This is a genomic window from Synechococcus sp. ROS8604, assembly GCF_014279655.1.
Classification (GTDB): domain Bacteria; phylum Cyanobacteriota; class Cyanobacteriia; order PCC-6307; family Cyanobiaceae; genus Synechococcus_C.
In genome coordinates this window covers 2,861,553-2,876,904 of sequence record NZ_CP047946.1, presented here as the reverse complement: position 1 = coordinate 2,876,904, position 15,352 = coordinate 2,861,553, and the positions used below count along the sequence as shown (strand labels likewise).

At 54.5% G+C, this 15,352-nt stretch carries 12 protein-coding genes; 6 read left to right on the top strand and 6 right to left on the bottom strand.

Features of this window, described 5'->3' with window-relative positions; all coding sequences use genetic code 11:
* Positions 1 to 59 precede the first annotated feature (59 nt).
* Positions 60 to 263, top strand: coding sequence for a hypothetical protein (locus tag SynROS8604_RS15455; protein WP_186544652.1), 204 nt, complete (start codon positions 60 to 62; stop codon positions 261 to 263).
* Here the strand turns inward: SynROS8604_RS15455 and SynROS8604_RS15450 are convergent.
* The 4 genes from SynROS8604_RS15450 to SynROS8604_RS15435 form a co-directional block, all read right to left on the bottom strand.
* Positions 248 to 1,246, bottom strand: coding sequence for a hypothetical protein (locus SynROS8604_RS15450; protein WP_186544651.1), 999 nt, complete (start codon positions 1,244 to 1,246; stop codon positions 248 to 250). The genes SynROS8604_RS15455 and SynROS8604_RS15450 overlap by 16 nt on opposite strands.
* Before the next feature lie 96 nt (positions 1,247 to 1,342).
* A complete protein-coding gene (gene thrC, locus SynROS8604_RS15445) occupies positions 1,343 to 2,401 on the bottom strand; it encodes a threonine synthase (protein ID WP_006854955.1) in 1,059 nt (352 codons plus the stop codon).
* 112 nt (positions 2,402 to 2,513) lie between these two features.
* Positions 2,514 to 3,083 carry an alpha/beta hydrolase gene (locus SynROS8604_RS15440; protein WP_186544650.1) on the bottom strand — a complete coding sequence of 190 codons (570 nt, stop codon included), beginning with the start codon at positions 3,081 to 3,083 and terminating at the stop codon, positions 2,514 to 2,516.
* A gap of 22 nt (positions 3,084 to 3,105) precedes the next feature.
* Positions 3,106 to 4,971 carry an AarF/ABC1/UbiB kinase family protein gene (locus SynROS8604_RS15435; RefSeq protein WP_186546078.1) on the bottom strand — a complete coding sequence of 622 codons (1,866 nt, stop codon included), beginning with the start codon at positions 4,969 to 4,971 and terminating at the stop codon, positions 3,106 to 3,108.
* A 75-nt stretch (positions 4,972 to 5,046) separates the two neighbouring features.
* Between SynROS8604_RS15435 and recN the strand changes: the two genes are divergently transcribed.
* The 4 genes from recN to SynROS8604_RS15415 all read left to right on the top strand — a co-directional run bounded on the left by recN (position 5,047) and on the right by SynROS8604_RS15415 (position 13,694).
* Positions 5,047 to 6,735 (top strand): DNA repair protein RecN, encoded by a 1,689-nt coding sequence (gene recN, locus SynROS8604_RS15430; protein ID WP_186544649.1) that lies wholly within the window; start codon positions 5,047 to 5,049, stop codon positions 6,733 to 6,735.
* A 46-nt stretch (positions 6,736 to 6,781) separates the two neighbouring features.
* Positions 6,782 to 9,769 (top strand): excinuclease ABC subunit UvrA, encoded by a 2,988-nt coding sequence (gene uvrA, locus SynROS8604_RS15425; protein ID WP_186544648.1) that lies wholly within the window; start codon positions 6,782 to 6,784, stop codon positions 9,767 to 9,769.
* On the top strand, positions 9,766 to 11,280 hold the full coding sequence (locus SynROS8604_RS15420; RefSeq protein WP_186544647.1) for an alpha/beta fold hydrolase: 1,515 nt from the start codon (positions 9,766 to 9,768) through the stop codon (positions 11,278 to 11,280). Before uvrA ends, SynROS8604_RS15420 begins: the two co-directional genes overlap by 4 nt.
* A gap of 263 nt (positions 11,281 to 11,543) precedes the next feature.
* Positions 11,544 to 13,694 carry an HAD family hydrolase gene (locus SynROS8604_RS15415; protein WP_186544646.1) on the top strand — a complete coding sequence of 717 codons (2,151 nt, stop codon included), beginning with the start codon at positions 11,544 to 11,546 and terminating at the stop codon, positions 13,692 to 13,694.
* Here SynROS8604_RS15415 and purT read toward each other — a convergent pair.
* A complete protein-coding gene (gene purT, locus SynROS8604_RS15410; RefSeq protein ID WP_186544645.1) occupies positions 13,679 to 14,848 on the bottom strand; it encodes a formate-dependent phosphoribosylglycinamide formyltransferase in 1,170 nt (389 codons plus the stop codon). The two genes, SynROS8604_RS15415 and purT, sit on opposite strands and share 16 nt — an antisense overlap.
* Positions 14,849 to 14,893: 45 nt before the next feature.
* Between purT and SynROS8604_RS15405 the strand changes: the two genes are divergently transcribed.
* Complete coding sequence (locus tag SynROS8604_RS15405) at positions 14,894 to 15,055, top strand: hypothetical protein (RefSeq protein ID WP_006854947.1); 162 nt, start codon at positions 14,894 to 14,896, stop codon at positions 15,053 to 15,055.
* Here SynROS8604_RS15405 and SynROS8604_RS15400 read toward each other — a convergent pair whose 3' ends face one another.
* Positions 15,056 to 15,319 carry a hypothetical protein gene (locus SynROS8604_RS15400; RefSeq protein WP_186544644.1) on the bottom strand — a complete coding sequence of 88 codons (264 nt, stop codon included), beginning with the start codon at positions 15,317 to 15,319 and terminating at the stop codon, positions 15,056 to 15,058.
* Between the last annotated feature and the right edge of the window lie 33 nt (positions 15,320 to 15,352).

Here is a 15,352-nt window from a genome sequence, read left to right as displayed (position 1 = left end):
AAAACCTCCTGTTACTGCCAGCTTTTGAAACAGGTACGTTGTGGAATGGGAAGAGAGCGATGGGGAGATTCGCCCTGTTTCCCCATCACTCACACCCTGGGGAAAACTTCTGGCTGCTTGGGGTGCGGAGTTGTCCCTGGTTTTCCACGGTTTTGAGTCGGGCGAATCAGTGGATTCCTCAGGCAGTTTCTGGTCCGAACCCAGCTGATTTGGTGCCCATTGATGCCGTTGCATTGATGCCGGTGCGTCACACCAGGGGTTGAATGCCGAGCGCAATCCCGAGGCTCACAACAAGGCCAACGAAGGCCTTCCAAAGGTCCATACCGATGATCCGGCCAAGATTTCCCCCCTCACGATTGGTGAATACAACCTCAAACTCCTGTTCCTTGACCCGCAGGGCGATCTCCCGACCACCGATCAATCCCAGGAACACCCATGTGGTGCTGAGGGGGAAGCTGGATAGGAAGGCTTTGTAGAACAGGCACAGCCCAAAGAAGAAATCAATCACCGTGGCCGATCGCAGATCGGAGGTGTTGGTTTTGGTGCGTAAGACGGCCTGGAGCGGGCCACCACCGGTGGCGACCAGCACGCATAGGCCCACGCAGAGCACCGCCGTGCAGATCGCCATGGCAAAGAAGTCAAGTTGGCGAGGCAGGAAAACAAAAATGTTCGCGAGGTCCTGCACCAGCCACATGCTCCATAGAAAACCGGTGGAGAACCACTGCAGGCCATACCAGATCTTGTTGATCTGTTTGCCTTCTTGAGTCCGCAGGAAGACCCAGCGCTCGAGCAGCCACACGCCCAGGCCGTAGGCGCTGAGACCAACGAAAAACGCCACGATGTAACCCGTCAGAGAGCTAGTCAGCAGCTGTCCGATATTGGCTGGATGGAACGAGGAGAGCACCAGAAAGGAGGTGCTCACGGGGGCACCCCACTGAGTAAGCGCCAGAACGGCGAGGGGAGGAAGGATGTAGACCCAGGTGAAGGGTTCAGGAAGTGGGAACTCCTGACCAGGAACACTGAGGCGACCCCAGGCAGGATCACCGTTCTTGAGGAACCAACCGAGCATCAGCACCGCAATCGTGACCGTGCTGATGAAGGCCATCTGCACCACTTTTGGGCTGCGTGTCTTGTTCGAAGAGATGTAAGTCCCGAGGGTTTGAAGTGAGTCGTTGGTAACAACCGAGTAGGCCGCCAATAAGAAGCCAACGATCATCCAGGTGTTGACATCCATGAATCCGCTCATTCGGATGACATCAACATTGTTAAGTGGGCTTCAGAACCGATGGCGGTAATGCAGACGACTGCAGGCTGTGTTTTGGTTTTTCAAGGGAGCGACGCGTTAAAACCCCATCACCTTGGCCACGGTGCTCAGATCAGGATCAAGATCGGCGTAAAAAGCGGCGTCATTGTTGTTGATCGCGCAGTCCGGATCTTTCAGACCATTCCCGGTCAACACACAGACCACGGTGGATCCGTCTGGTACCTCTGCTGCCCGTTTGATCAAGCCCGCCACTGAGGCTGCACTGGCGGGTTCACAGAAGATTCCCTCCTGGCCACCGAGAAGTTTGTAGGCAGCGATGATTTCCTCATCGGTGACATCTAGGAAGGCTCCGTTGCTGGCCTGACGGGCTGCGATCGCCTTGTCTCGATTCACCGGGTTGCCAATGCGAATCGCGGTCGCGATTGTTTCTGGATCACTCACGGTGGTTTCATTCACCAGCGGCGCGGAGCCACTGGCCTGAAACCCCATCATTCGCGGCAAACGCCGACTGCGACCAGCTTGTTGATATTCCTGGAATCCCATCCAGTAGGCCGTGATATTTCCGGCATTGCCCATCGGAATACACAGCCAGTCGGGAGCATCTCCTAGTGCATCGACGATTTCAAAGGCTGCTGTTTTCTGTCCCTGCAATCGGTAAGGGTTCACCGAATTCACCAGGGTGATGGGGTATTTCTCGGCTGCTTCGCGAACGATGTCGAGGGCACGGTCGAAATTTCCCCGGATCGCGAGCACTTCGGCTCCGTAGACCAGGGCCTGCGCCAGTTTCCCTTGCGCGACGTATCCGTCTGGGATCAACACGAAGGCCCGCATCCCGCCTCGTCGGGCATAGGCGGCCGCGGCAGCACTCGTATTGCCTGTGCTGGCACAAATCACCGCTTCACAGCCCGCTTCTTTGGCCTTGCTAATCGCCATGGTCATCCCCCGATCCTTGAAGGATCCGGTGGGATTGAGACCGTCGTATTTGATGAACACCTTCACGCCACGACCAATCCGTTCCGCAATGGATGGGACAGGGATCAGCGGAGTGGCACCTTCGTGCAGGGTGATCACTGGAGTCGCCGAGGAAACGGGAAGCCAGGATCGATAGGCTTCAATCAGTCCTGGCCAGTCCTGCATGACTGGTTTGGCCGTGAAACGCCGGCGGAGGTTCTTGAATACGGACACCCGCAGAGAGCAGCAATTCCAGAAATCTATGTGTCTGGATCGAGCGGCCGGGTGTACGAAGGCTTTATTTCAAACCGTCGAGGGGTGAATCGGAGAAGAATTTCACCAAGCCAGCAATGGATTCAGCTTTTTCGATCAAGGCCATGAGGGCAGGAATATTCACCTCCATCACCTCTGCCGGATAGGCATCCAGAAAGTTGATCACGGTGAGGCCACCCTCTTCTTTTTGCAGACCGTTAATGACACCGGCTCGGATGGCAGGAACGCTCACCGAGGGATCGGGCACTTTGAGGGGATAAATGATCGTTGCGACACGGCGGATGATGACGTCTCCGATGCGAGTGGACATCAAACGACTGGTAAGAACTAAGGGAAGATCAAGTTTCTGGTTCAGTAATTTGGCGACCTCTTTGGGATCCTGTTTTCCAAAGCGAAGAACATCAGAAAGAATGCCTCTGGCTTTGCCAGTTTCTGCGAGATAGACAAGGTCGCTCACAGAGATCGATCGTTTATAGGCTCCGCTGACGAGAGCAACATCCTTGGCAGCATGGACCGGTTGAAACGCAGATGAAATGCTGAGACCGATTGCGGCACCAAGCGCCAGGATGGTTTGGCGGCTGGATTTGCGGGGCATGATCTTGAACAATTGACGGAATCTAATTCGGACTTCCTGCTGCTGCTTTGACCAGGCGGACAACTCCGCGTTCGGCTAATCCTTGTGCCAGCGCAACACCCATTTGTCTTGCATCCCGTTCACGAATCAAGCGAGGAAGTCGACTAAACACAAGATCAGGATTGAAACCTGGCAATTGCTGTAAAACGCCGATGAGTTGCCGGATTGGCTCCAGGTCGAGATAGCTGTCTTCGTTGAGGGATGGGCTGGCATCAAGCAGCAGCGTTGGTTGAAGAGGCCGCGGCAAGCGGCGCCCGATGCGTTGTAGGGCTGTCCAGCCAATCGCATCCAAACGATCCGCTACCGCTTCAACCAGTTGATTGCGGAGCATGCCGCCGTTGGCTGAAAACAGAAAGTCGAGCACTTGATCGAGTAAAGACTCGAGATCTAGTTGGTTTTGACTCCCTGCACTTGCAACAAGACCTTCCAGCCTTGTCCAACGGAAGGCATCACCTTCGAACAACATCTCTTTGAGACTTTGACGCAATTGAGGATCAGGATCTTCCATCAAACGTCTCGCGAAGTAGGGGTAGGCCGCACCAAGAATTTTGAACTCCGAATCCACGCTCAGGGCAATGCCTTCAAGGGTGACGAGAGAGCGGAGGATGAGGGCGTAGTAAGGGGGAACTCGGAAGGGGAATTTGTACATCACACCGGACATATCGTCGGTCACACTTTTGAAATCCATGCGATTAACGCCCATCTCGATCGCTTGACTGAAGACGGATTCAAAAGCAGGAACGATCGGTTCCAAATTCACGTCTTCAGCTAAAAATCCGAGGGTGACGAAATCCTTGGAGAGTTTTCCAAAATTGCGATTGACAAGATGAACAACTGCTTGGATGAGTCCGGTTCGGGATTCACGGCTGACCTCACTCATCATCCCGAAATCGAGATAGCAGAGTCGACCATCGGCCATCGCTAGGAGATTTCCAGGGTGGGGATCAGCGTGGAAAAACCCATGTTCGAGCAGCTGTTGCAAGCTGCAGCTCACTCCCACTTCCACCATGTCATTGGGATCAATTCCTAACTCCCGAACAGCTTCGAGATTGGTGAGTTTGACGCCATCAATCCATTCCATTGTGAGCACCCGTCGACTGGTGGCTTCTGCAAAAATTTCGGGAACGGCGATGCGCGGATTTTGTTTGTGCAATTCGCGGAATTTATTTGCATTAGCTGCTTCGTTGAGATAATCCATCTCTTCGAAAACGCGGCTCCCTAATTCATCGATCAGTGCAACAAGATCGCTACGAATAAGGCCGATGTTGCTATTCAGCCATGCGGCAATATTGCGAACAATGTAGAGGTCAAGAGTGATTTGTTCTCGCAACCCAGGGCGTTGCACCTTGACGGCAACTTTTTGGCCGTTCTTGAGATATCCCTGGTGCACTTGGCCCAGCGATGCTGCGGAGATTGGTTCGCGGTCGAGTTCGGAGTAGATGCTGTCGACCGGTGCACCGAGGTCATCCTCGATGCAGGCCATGGCAAGGTCGCTATCGAAGCCAGGAAGTTGATCTTGGAGTTGGGCCAGTTCCTCGAGCAGCACAGGAGGAACGATGTCTGGACGGGTGGAAAGCGCTTGACCCGCCTTAATGAATGCAGGGCCTAGATCAACGAGCAAGTTGGCACATTCTTTGGCTCTCGTTCTGGCTCGCTCCTGATTGCTGAGCAGTCCTAGAAGCTTGTCAACACCAACTCCGAGCAGCAAAAGCCCAATGGGGACCAGGGTTTGCCAGAGGCGGCGCAGGAGGCGTTGCGGATGGCCGGCATAGATTCGCGTGATGGCAGCCGGGTCGTACTCGAGCAGACCGGCGGCCTCAATGAAATCTCCTAGCTCTTGTTGTGCCACAGCCGCCACTGCGTTGGTGGTCCCTTCTAAACGACCGAAGCCGTCGCTACGGTTTGTTGAACCTCGAGATTCGCCGTGCTGACCGGTCTGAGACTGGACAACATCGCACTGATCGAGCGCTTGGAGTTGGCGTTCGAGCAAGGTTTTACCGTGCTCACCGGTGAGACAGGGGCAGGAAAGTCCCTGTTGTTAGATGCGCTTGATGCCCTCCTGGGTGGCATGCAAGGGACGTCTGCGGGGCGGTTGGTAAGGACGGGTTGTGATCGCGCAGTGATTGAAGCGACTTTCACACCCGACGCCGCTGCGCGACGTTGGCTTCAAGAGCATCAACTGGATGATGACGGCGGTGATTTGGTTCTGTCGCGGGAGTGGCGACGACAAGACGATCGCTTGAGCAGTCGCTCAAGGCTGAATGGCAGCGTCGTGAACCGGCAGCAATTGCTTCAGCTCAGGCCCTTGTTGATTGATCTCACCGTTCAGGGTCAAACCCAGCAGCTTGCCTATTTGGGTCAGCAACGTCGTTGGATCGATCGACTCGGCGGTGAGCCGCTTGCGCGGTGTTTACAAACCGTGCGGGAGTGTTTTCAGATTTGGCAGACCTGCCATGCCGACGTGTTGAAGCTGGAGACAGATCGATGTCGTCTCCAAGAGGAGCAGCAGGAGCAAGACGCGTTGTTGATGGAACTCGAGGCAGCTTCCCTTGATGACCCCTCTGAAATTCAACAGCTGGAACAGGAGCAAGACCGCTTGGTCCATGGCGTGCGCTTGCTCGAAGGTCTTGCTGTGTTGATTGGCCGGCTTCAAGACGGCGCTGAGCAGGCTCCATCGGCTTTGGATCACCTCATGGCCTGCTGCCACGAGCTGCAGCAATTGCAGACCCTTGATGCCTCCCTGAGCGTTTCGGCTGAGAGCTGCCTTGATCTGGAGGCTGGTGTTCTCGATTTAATCCGGGGCCTGGAAGCGTATGGAGCGGCTTTGGAGAGCGATCCAGAACGATTGGGTGTGCTGCAGGAACGGCTGGCTTTGCTGAAACGCTTGGAGCGGCGTTATGGCGTTGAACTGAAGGTGTTGATTGAGCGGCGTGATGCGCTGCGCGATCAACATGCCGCTGGGGGTGCCGACGCGGCGTTGGAGGTGTTGCGCTACCAGGAACAGGAGGCTCGCAAGCATCGCGATTCCTGCAACCAATCGCTCACGGCTTTGCGACAGGCTTCCGCCGTGGGCTTGGAGGAGCGCTTGATGGCCCACTTGCGACCGATGGGCCTTGAAAATGTGCGCTTTCGGGTGGATTTCTCTGCAGCTGAGCCCATGGATCTAGGCGCAGATGCGATCTGCTTCTTATTTTCGGCGAATCCAGGCCAGCCCCTGTCCCCGTTAGGAGAGGTGGCCTCAGGAGGGGAGATGTCGCGTTTTCTGTTGGCACTCAAAACCTGTCTGGCGGATGTGGATGGTTCCAGCACCTTGTTGTTTGACGAGATCGACAGTGGTGTGAGCGGTCGCGTGAGTGGAGAGATGGCCAACTTGCTGCGAACCATGGCCAAGCATCGCCAGGTGTTTTGTGTGACCCATCAACCGCTCGTGGCAGCAGCAGCTGATCATCACTTCCGCGTTAGCAAGGAGGTGGTGGACGGAGAAACCTGCTCGCGAGTGTCCCATCTGCGGGACACTCAGGCCAGACGCCAAGAGTTGGCTGAATTGGCTGGAGGGGATTTTGAGGATGCTCAAGCCTATGCGGCAAGTTTGTTGGAGCAGCGAGCAGCCTGAACAGCAGCAGTCTCCTTAGACTTCTGGGCTGCTGAACACACTCCGTATGGGGCGCCCTGCTCCGACCGCAAAGGATGATTCCACCTCGTCGAAGGTTGAGACCTTGAGTGGGGGATCTCCGGAGGATGTGATTCGGGTGCGTGGTGCCCGGCAGCACAACCTCAAAGACGTGGATGTCACGATTCCGCGCAATAAAATGGTGGTGTTCACCGGTGTGAGTGGCAGCGGAAAGAGTTCCTTAGCGTTCGACACGATCTTTGCGGAAGGCCAGCGTCGCTATGTGGAGAGCCTGTCTGCCTATGCGCGTCAGTTTCTTGGCCAGGTGGATAAACCAGATGTGGATGCCATTGAGGGGCTATCCCCGGCGATTTCGATTGATCAGAAATCAACGAGCCATAACCCCCGCTCCACCGTTGGCACGGTGACCGAGATTCACGACTATCTGCGTCTGTTGTTTGGTCGTGCTGGGGAGCCCCATTGTCCTGAATGTGGCCGTTCCATTCGGCCCCAGACTATTGACGAAATGGTTGATCAGATTTTGACGCTTCCTGAGGGAACGCGTTATCAACTTTTAGCGCCGGTGGTGCGCGGAAAAAAGGGAACGCACAGCAAATTGATCAGTGGTTTAGCCGCTGAAGGTTTTGCTCGGATTCGCATTGATGGTGAGGTTCGTGAGCTGGCAGACAACATTGAGATCGACAAAAATCATCAGCACGCTATTGAAGTTGTTGTAGACCGTCTGGTCGCTCGAGAAGGAATTCAGGAACGGCTGAATGATTCTCTGCGGACGGCATTGAAACGTGGTGATGGTTTAGCTCTTGTTGAAGTGGTACCAAAAAAGGGAGAAGAAATACCCGAAGGTGTGGAGAAAGAAAGGCTCTATTCTGAGAACTATGCATGCCCTGTTCATGGGGCGGTGATGGAAGAGCTATCACCAAGACTTTTTTCGTTCAACAGTCCTTATGGAGCCTGCGAGGTTTGTCATGGAATTGGTTACATCAAAAAATTCACTGTTGAACGGGTTATTCCAGATCCGTCCCAGCCTGTGTATTCCGCTGTCGTGCCGTGGGCAGAAAAAGATAATTCGTACTACTTCTCGCTGTTGTACTCCGTAGGAGAAGCTTTTGGGTTTGAAATCAAGACTCCATGGAAGGATCTCACCGATGAACAAAAAGATATTTTGTTGAATGGAAGTCGCGAGCCGATTCAAATTCAGGCAGATAGCCGTTATCGAAAATCTCAGACCTACATGAGACCTTTTGAGGGAATTTTACCGATTCTTGAGCGTCAGCTTCGTGATGCGAGTGGAGAAGCACAGAGGCAGAAACTTGAAAAATATTTAGAGCTAGTCCCCTGTGAGAGTTGTGCTGGACTTCGCTTGCGACCTGAGGCGCTTGCAGTGAAAGTTGGGCCGTATCGGATTACGGATCTGACAGCAGTCAGTGTGGGTCAAACCCTCGAACGGATTGAAAGCTTGATGGGAGCGGGCAGCCATGAAGGCTCCGAGCCCCTGCTGAATTCTCGTCAGATGCAGATCGGAGATCTTGTGCTGAAGGAGATTCGAATGCGACTGCGTTTTTTGCTTGACGTGGGATTGGATTATTTGAGCTTGGACCGACCGGCGATGACGCTGTCAGGTGGAGAAGCACAGAGGATTCGTCTTGCGACTCAAATTGGTGCTGGGCTCACGGGTGTTCTCTATGTGCTCGATGAACCGAGTATTGGCTTGCATCAGCGCGACAACGATCGCTTATTGGCCACGCTTGAACGTTTGAGAGATCTAGGCAACACCTTGGTGGTGGTTGAGCATGATGAAGACACGATCCGAGCCGCAGACCATCTTGTGGATATTGGACCTGGAGCCGGAGTGCATGGTGGTCACATCGTTGCTGAAGGGTCGATTGATGACTTATTAGGTGCTAAAGACTCTTTAACTGGTGCTTATTTAAGCGGGAGGAAGAGTATTCCTACTCCAGCAGAGCGCCGTAATGGTGGTACTCGTATTTTGAAACTTCTTGATTGCTCCCGCAATAATCTTGAGGGATTAAATGTGGAGTTTCCGCTGGGGAGACTGGTTTCAGTCACTGGTGTGAGTGGGAGTGGAAAGAGCACGTTGGTGAATGAGCTTTTGCATCCAGCTTTGGAACATGGTCTTGGCCGCAAGATTCCTTTTCCTCAAGGATTGGGAGAACTGCGCGGTCTCAAGTCAATCGATAAGGTGATTGTGATTGATCAGTCCCCTATTGGTCGAACTCCTCGTTCTAATCCCGCTACTTACACAGGAGCATTTGATCCTATTCGTCAGATTTTTGCGGCCACAGTGGAGGCCAAAGCCCGTGGTTATCAGGTTGGTCAGTTCAGCTTCAATGTGAAAGGTGGCCGTTGTGAGGCTTGTCGTGGCCAGGGCGTAAACGTGATTGAAATGAATTTTTTACCCGATGTCTATGTCCAATGTGATGTCTGTAAAGGAGCCCGTTTTAACCGCGAAACGCTTCAGGTCACCTACAAAGGTCACACGATTGCTGATGTTCTGGAAATGACAGTGGAACAGGCCGCTGATGTGTTTTCTGCGATCCCTCAGGCTGCTGATCGCTTAACCACACTGGTTGATGTTGGTCTTGGATATGTAAAGTTAGGCCAGCCAGCCCCAACACTTTCTGGTGGTGAAGCTCAGCGCGTCAAACTTGCTACGGAATTGTCGCGACGCGCTACCGGAAAGACGCTTTATCTAATCGACGAACCAACCACCGGACTCAGCTTCTATGATGTTCATAAATTGATGGACGTTATTCAAAGACTTGTCGATAAGGGTAATTCTGTGATTTGTATTGAGCATAATTTGGATGTTATTCGTTGTTCCGATTGGGTTATTGATTTAGGTCCAGAGGGTGGTAATAAGGGAGGCCAAATTGTTGTTACTGGAACCCCTGAAGAGGTTGCTCAACATGAAACTAGTCATACCGGTCGCTATCTCAAACAAGTTTTAAAGCAGCATCCTCCACAAATAATTCAATCAATTGAGGCTGCGGCATGACTTTTTTCTTTGGTAGCTGGAGTGATGGTGTTCGTTCTGCTGCGTTGGCGTCCGTACTGAGTGTTTCATTTGCTGGGTCCGTTTCAGCAGTCGAACGACTCACGATTGATTTGCCACTTTTGGATGTGAATGTCTCTTTGAATTTGAAGGGGGCACGCACAACGGCGGAGTTGATTGAGGCCAACCCTGATCTGCAGGAATTAGATCAAGCTGGCGATGGTTCTGTGTCCCGATTGCTTGGACAGTTCCTTACCGCACCTCTTCCCCAGCGGACATCAAGTGTGTTGGAACAATCGGTGGGCCATCCACTGCTTGAGCAAGCTTTATTGGCGGCCTCCCAGTTGGTGAAGGTGGAGGGTTTGCCGGCGGATACCAGCGGACAAGTGTTGTCGGATGCTCTGCAAGCCGCCTATCGCGATGGAGAGCCCAATTTGTTGGGCTTGCTTCGTCGCGTCCCGGGTGAGTCGTTATCCATCGACTTTCAGGCCTTGGCTTTTAACGCCAAACGCTTACGGGACAATCAGGATGATGCCCGCGCACTGGTTCAGAAAGGAACAGCGATGACCCCAGCGCCAAAGTCGTTGGCTGAATCAGGGGCTGAGGGTTGGACACGGGCAGAGATTCGCTTTCCTGTGGCCCATCGCTCTGAAGCTCTTGACATCACTGTTTTGACGCCAGAGGGAACCTCGAACGGGAAGCTTGTGGTCATTTCCCATGGCTTGTGGGATGAGCCAGAAAGTTTTGAAGGTTGGGGCCGCTTGTTGGCTGCCAATGGATACACCGTTTTATTGCCGAGTCATCCTGGTAGTGACGCTGATCAGCAAAAACATCTCCTCAGTGGTGCTGCAGCACCATCAAATCCTGAGGAGTTACGGTTCCGCCCTCTTGATGTCTCAGCTCTATTGGATGGAGTGGAGGCTGGAACTCTGTTGGTGGGAGAACAGATCTCTATTGATGACGTAGCGGTTGTCGGTCATTCATGGGGTGCCACGGCAGCGATGCAATTGAGTGGTTTACAAACCACAAGTCGGAAGCTGAAAACGCGGTGTCAGGATCTTCGTGATCCAGCTCGAAATCTCAGTTGGGTGTTGCAATGCAGCTGGTTGTCGGGAGCTGATCAGGGATCATTGGCTGACCCTCGGGTCAAGGCAGCCGTCGCGGTCAGTCCACCCATGAGGCTTCTTTTTGATGAGGAGAGCGGCCCCTCCCTTCAGGCCAAGGTGTTGTTGGTGAGTGGCACAAAAGATTGGGTGGTGCCTGCCGATCCTGAGGCTGTGGAGCCATTGAAGGGAGGGAACCCACTGGCCAATGGGCATCGCCTTGTGCTCGCCTCAGGTGGCACCCATTTCAATCTTTGGGCGCCTGTGGATCAGAAGGAAGCCCCGATTCTTGGGCCGCTGATCTTGGCTTGGCTTAACGAACAGCTGGCTGTTCCCTCCTCCCATACTTTTAGTGGCGGTGGTTGGGGCCATGCGTCCATCCCCTTGGTGGATGTCACTGGACAGCTCTAAAAACCCCTTTTCTTAAAGCGTTGTCTTCAAATGATCAGAACAAGCTGATCGATCTCCACGATGCTGCGTTGCATTTCATCATCAGTTTGCATTTTCTTGTTGCTGCGTTAACAGCCAAAGATCCTGACTCAGCCAGGCTTTTAACCGAAGTAAATGGTTCTAGCTGCTGATTTCTAAGGATCTCTTCAGTTTTGAACGTGTTTGAACGCCTTAATCCTTAATCAAGACATGCATCTGATGTCTTGTTCCGTTGAGGGTTGATTGTGGGTTTTCGGCTTCTTCATCTCCATCTTCATGGACTGTTCCGCTCCCATGATTTGGAGCTGGGACGGGACGCCGATACCGGAGGTCAAACCCTCTATGTGCTCGAACTGGTGCGCAGCCTTGCAGCTCGGGCTGAAGTGGATCGCGTTGACGTGGTGACTCGCCTGATTCAAGACCGGCGGGTTTCAGCTGATTACGCCCAGCCCATTGAAGCGATTGCTGCCGGTGCCGGCATCCAGCGTTTTGCCTTCGGTCCCAAGCGTTACCTCCGCAAGGAATTGCTTTGGCCCTATCTCGAAGATCTCGCTGATCAGCTTGTGGTGCATCTTCAGAAGCCTGAACATCGACCGGATTGGATTCATGCGCACTACGCCGATGCTGGTTACGTCGGGGCCCTGCTGAGTCGTCGTCTTGGCATTCCCTTGGTGTTCACAGGCCATTCCCTTGGTCGTGAGAAGCAGCGTCGTCTGTTAGCTGGAGGTGGGGATCATCAACAGCTCGAGCAGACCTATTCGATTAGCCGTCGCATTGATGCGGAGGAGTTGGCGCTGGCTCATGCCGATCTGGTGATCACCAGCACGCGCCAGGAATGTGATCAGCAGTATGCCCGTTACGGCGGATTTCGTGCTGATCGGGCTCAGGTGGTTCCTCCCGGTGTGGACGCACGCCGCTTTCACCCTGGTTCGGTGGACGCAGAAGTGAGTGACGTTGAGGGACTCTTAACGCCTTTCTTGCGCCAGCCTGAGCTTCCACCGCTGTTGGCGATTTCTAGGGCTGTTCGGCGCAAGAATATTCCCGCTCTGGTTGAGGCTTTTGGCCGGTCTGCTGTCTTACGGCAACGCCACAATTTGGTGCTGGTGCTGGGCTGTAGGGAGGATCCCCGGCAGATGGAGAAGCAGCAGCGCGATGTGTTTCAGCAGGTGTTTGATCTTGTTGATCGCTACGACCTTTACGGCCGTATTGCCTACCCCAAGCAGCATCGTCGCGATCAGATTCCTGCCATTTATCGCTGGGCTGCGGAGCGCCGTGGCCTCTTTGTGAATCCTGCGTTGACGGAGCCGTTTGGACTCACCTTGTTGGAAGCTGCCGCTTGCGGATTGCCGATGGTGGCGACCGATGACGGAGGCCCACGGGACATCCTGGCGCGCTGTGACAACGGCCTCCTTGCAGATGTGACGGATCGAGAGGCCCTTCAAGATGCACTGGAGTGTGCGGGTTCTGATCTCCAACGCTGGAGCCGCTGGAGTGACAACGGCGTGGAGGCGGTGAGTCGCCATTTCAGCTGGGATGCCCACGTTTGCTCTTACTTAGCCTTGATGCAGGAGCGTCTGAAGGCGGTGACCCAGCCGATTGCGCTTCCATCCAGCCAGAGCTCCTCCATTGGAGGTTTCCAGCCCTTGGGCGACCGCTTGCTGTTGCTTGATCTCGACAGCAGTTTGGAACAGCCCGACGGTGATGCGCTCAAGCTTTTGCGTGCGCAGCTCGAGCGCTGTGCTCTAGGGATCCTGTCAGGCCGTTCGTTGCCTGCTGCCAGACAACGTTTTGCGGAGTTGTTGTTACCGGAACCGAAGGTGTGGATCACCGGGGCTGGTACGGAGATTCACTACGGCCAGGAAAGTGAGCCTGATTTGTTTTGGTCGGCTCAGATTGGCGTGGATTGGGATCGTGCAGGTGTGGAACGTGCATTGGCAGACCTCACCGATCACATCGAATTGCAGCGACCTGAGCAGCAAGGTTCGTTCAAGCTGAGCTACACGATTCGCGATGCTGGAGAAGAGATCCTTCCCTTGATCCGGCAACGTCTGCGCCAGCGACACCAGGCCGCGCGTCCCCAGCTTCGCTGCCATTGGTTTCTAGATGTGCTGCCCCTGCGAGCATCCCGCAGCGAAGCAATCCGTTTTCTCGCTCTGCGCTGGGGGCTTTCCCTGGAACAGATGTTGGTTGTCGCCAGTGAACAGGGAGATGGCGAGTTGGTTTGTGGTCGACCCGCCACCGTTGTCTTGGGTGATCACGATCCTTGTTTGGATGATTTTCGACAGCAACAGCGTGTGTACTTTGCGAGTCGCTCCCAATTGCCTGGCGTTCTGGAGGGCATCCAGCACTATCGGTTTTTGGGCGGACGCGCCCGGCATGATCAGTCACTGACCTGAATCTTGACCGCCGCGGCACAGCGGTCTGCCTTGGCTAAGGCTTCGTTGATATCGGTGCCGCGGGCTAAGGCAACGCCCATTCGACGGCCTGGCCTGGCCTCTTGTTTTCCAAACAGCAGAAGCTTGGTGTCTGGCTCCGAGAGGGCTTGTTCCACGCCACTGAATCCAACCTCGTTCCCCTGGCTCTCGGCCAGGATCACCCGGCTGGCCGCAGCATCGGCAGCAGTGATCGAGGGGATGGGAAGCCCCAACACGGCACGGAGGTGCAGGTCGAATTCGCTGAAATTTTGGCTAATCAGAGTCACGAGACCAGTGTCATGGGGTCTTGGGGAGAGCTCGGAAAACACCACCTCATCGCCGCATAAGAAAAACTCCACCCCAAACAGACCTGCGCCACCAAGGTTGTCTGTGACGGTGCGGGCCATTGTTTGGGCTTGCTTCAGTTGGCTCGGCGAGATTGGAGCAGGCTGCCAACTGCATTGGTAGTCGCCATTGGCTTGTTGATGACCAATCGGGGGGCAAAACAGGGTGCTTCCATCGCGTTGACGGATCGTGAGCAGGGTGATTTCAAGATCAAACTCAAGAAATTCCTCCACAATCACCTGCGCCGAGCTGCCCCGTGCTCCAGCCATGGCGACGTTCCAGGCCTGATCTAATTCAGCAGCGGAGTGCACCACGCTTTGGCCTTTCCCTGAGGAACTCATCACTGGTTTGACGACTACAGGCCAACCCAACGGTGCGGCGGCACGGTGGAGCTCCTGCGCATCGGAGGCATAGGCAAAGCGTGCGGTGCGTAGCCCGAGTTCACCAGCAGCAAGATTTCTGATTCGGTCGCGATTCATCGTGACCGCAGTGGCCCTGGCGGTGGGAATCACGCAGATGCCGTTGTCTTCCAGATCTTGCAGGGCGTCCACGGCCAGCGCTTCGATTTCCGGGATCAGCACATCCGGCTGATGTTTGTTTACAACAGCCTTCAGGGCGTTTGGATCGGTCATGGTGAGCACCTCGGCCTGATCAGCGACCTGCATGGCTGGTGCACCGGCGTAACGGTCGCAGGCGATCACGTGGCAACCCAGTCTCTGGGCGGCGATCGCCACTTCTTTCCCCAGTTCGCCGCTGCCGAGCAGCATCACTGTTTTAGGGAAGGTCGTCATGGTGAATTTCAAGGCAGCATGGCTTGATCTTCTCGCTTTGCCCTCATGCCTTTGCCGCTCGCGTTTACAACGGCTGGAGATGCGGCCAATGGTCTGCTGTTTGGCTGGGAGATTGCCACCGTTCAAAAGTGGGCCTTGATCTACCTCGGGCTCTCTTCGTTTTTGTTTGTCTTGGTTTGGGTGATTGGCGGGTTCCGCCGTCGTTGATTAGGCGGAGGGCGGCTCGGTGGCTGGATTGCTGATCAAGGTGAGCTGGCGGAAGGCGGGCTCTTCATTCACGAAGCCCCAAGAGGCAAAGACTTCGGCATCGCTGTGGGTGATGCGTTGTTGACGACCTTGTGAGTGGAGCTCAAAGCCCTCTTTTGCCATCCGGCGCATCAGGCTGGCTGCTTCTTCAAAGCGGGAGGCCATCGCTTCAAGGCTGGCGCAGTCGCTCGTAAGGCCAGCTTCTTTCCAGGTGAAATAAGACATTTTCTTGAAAATATTGCAGTGAGGAGGGTTTAG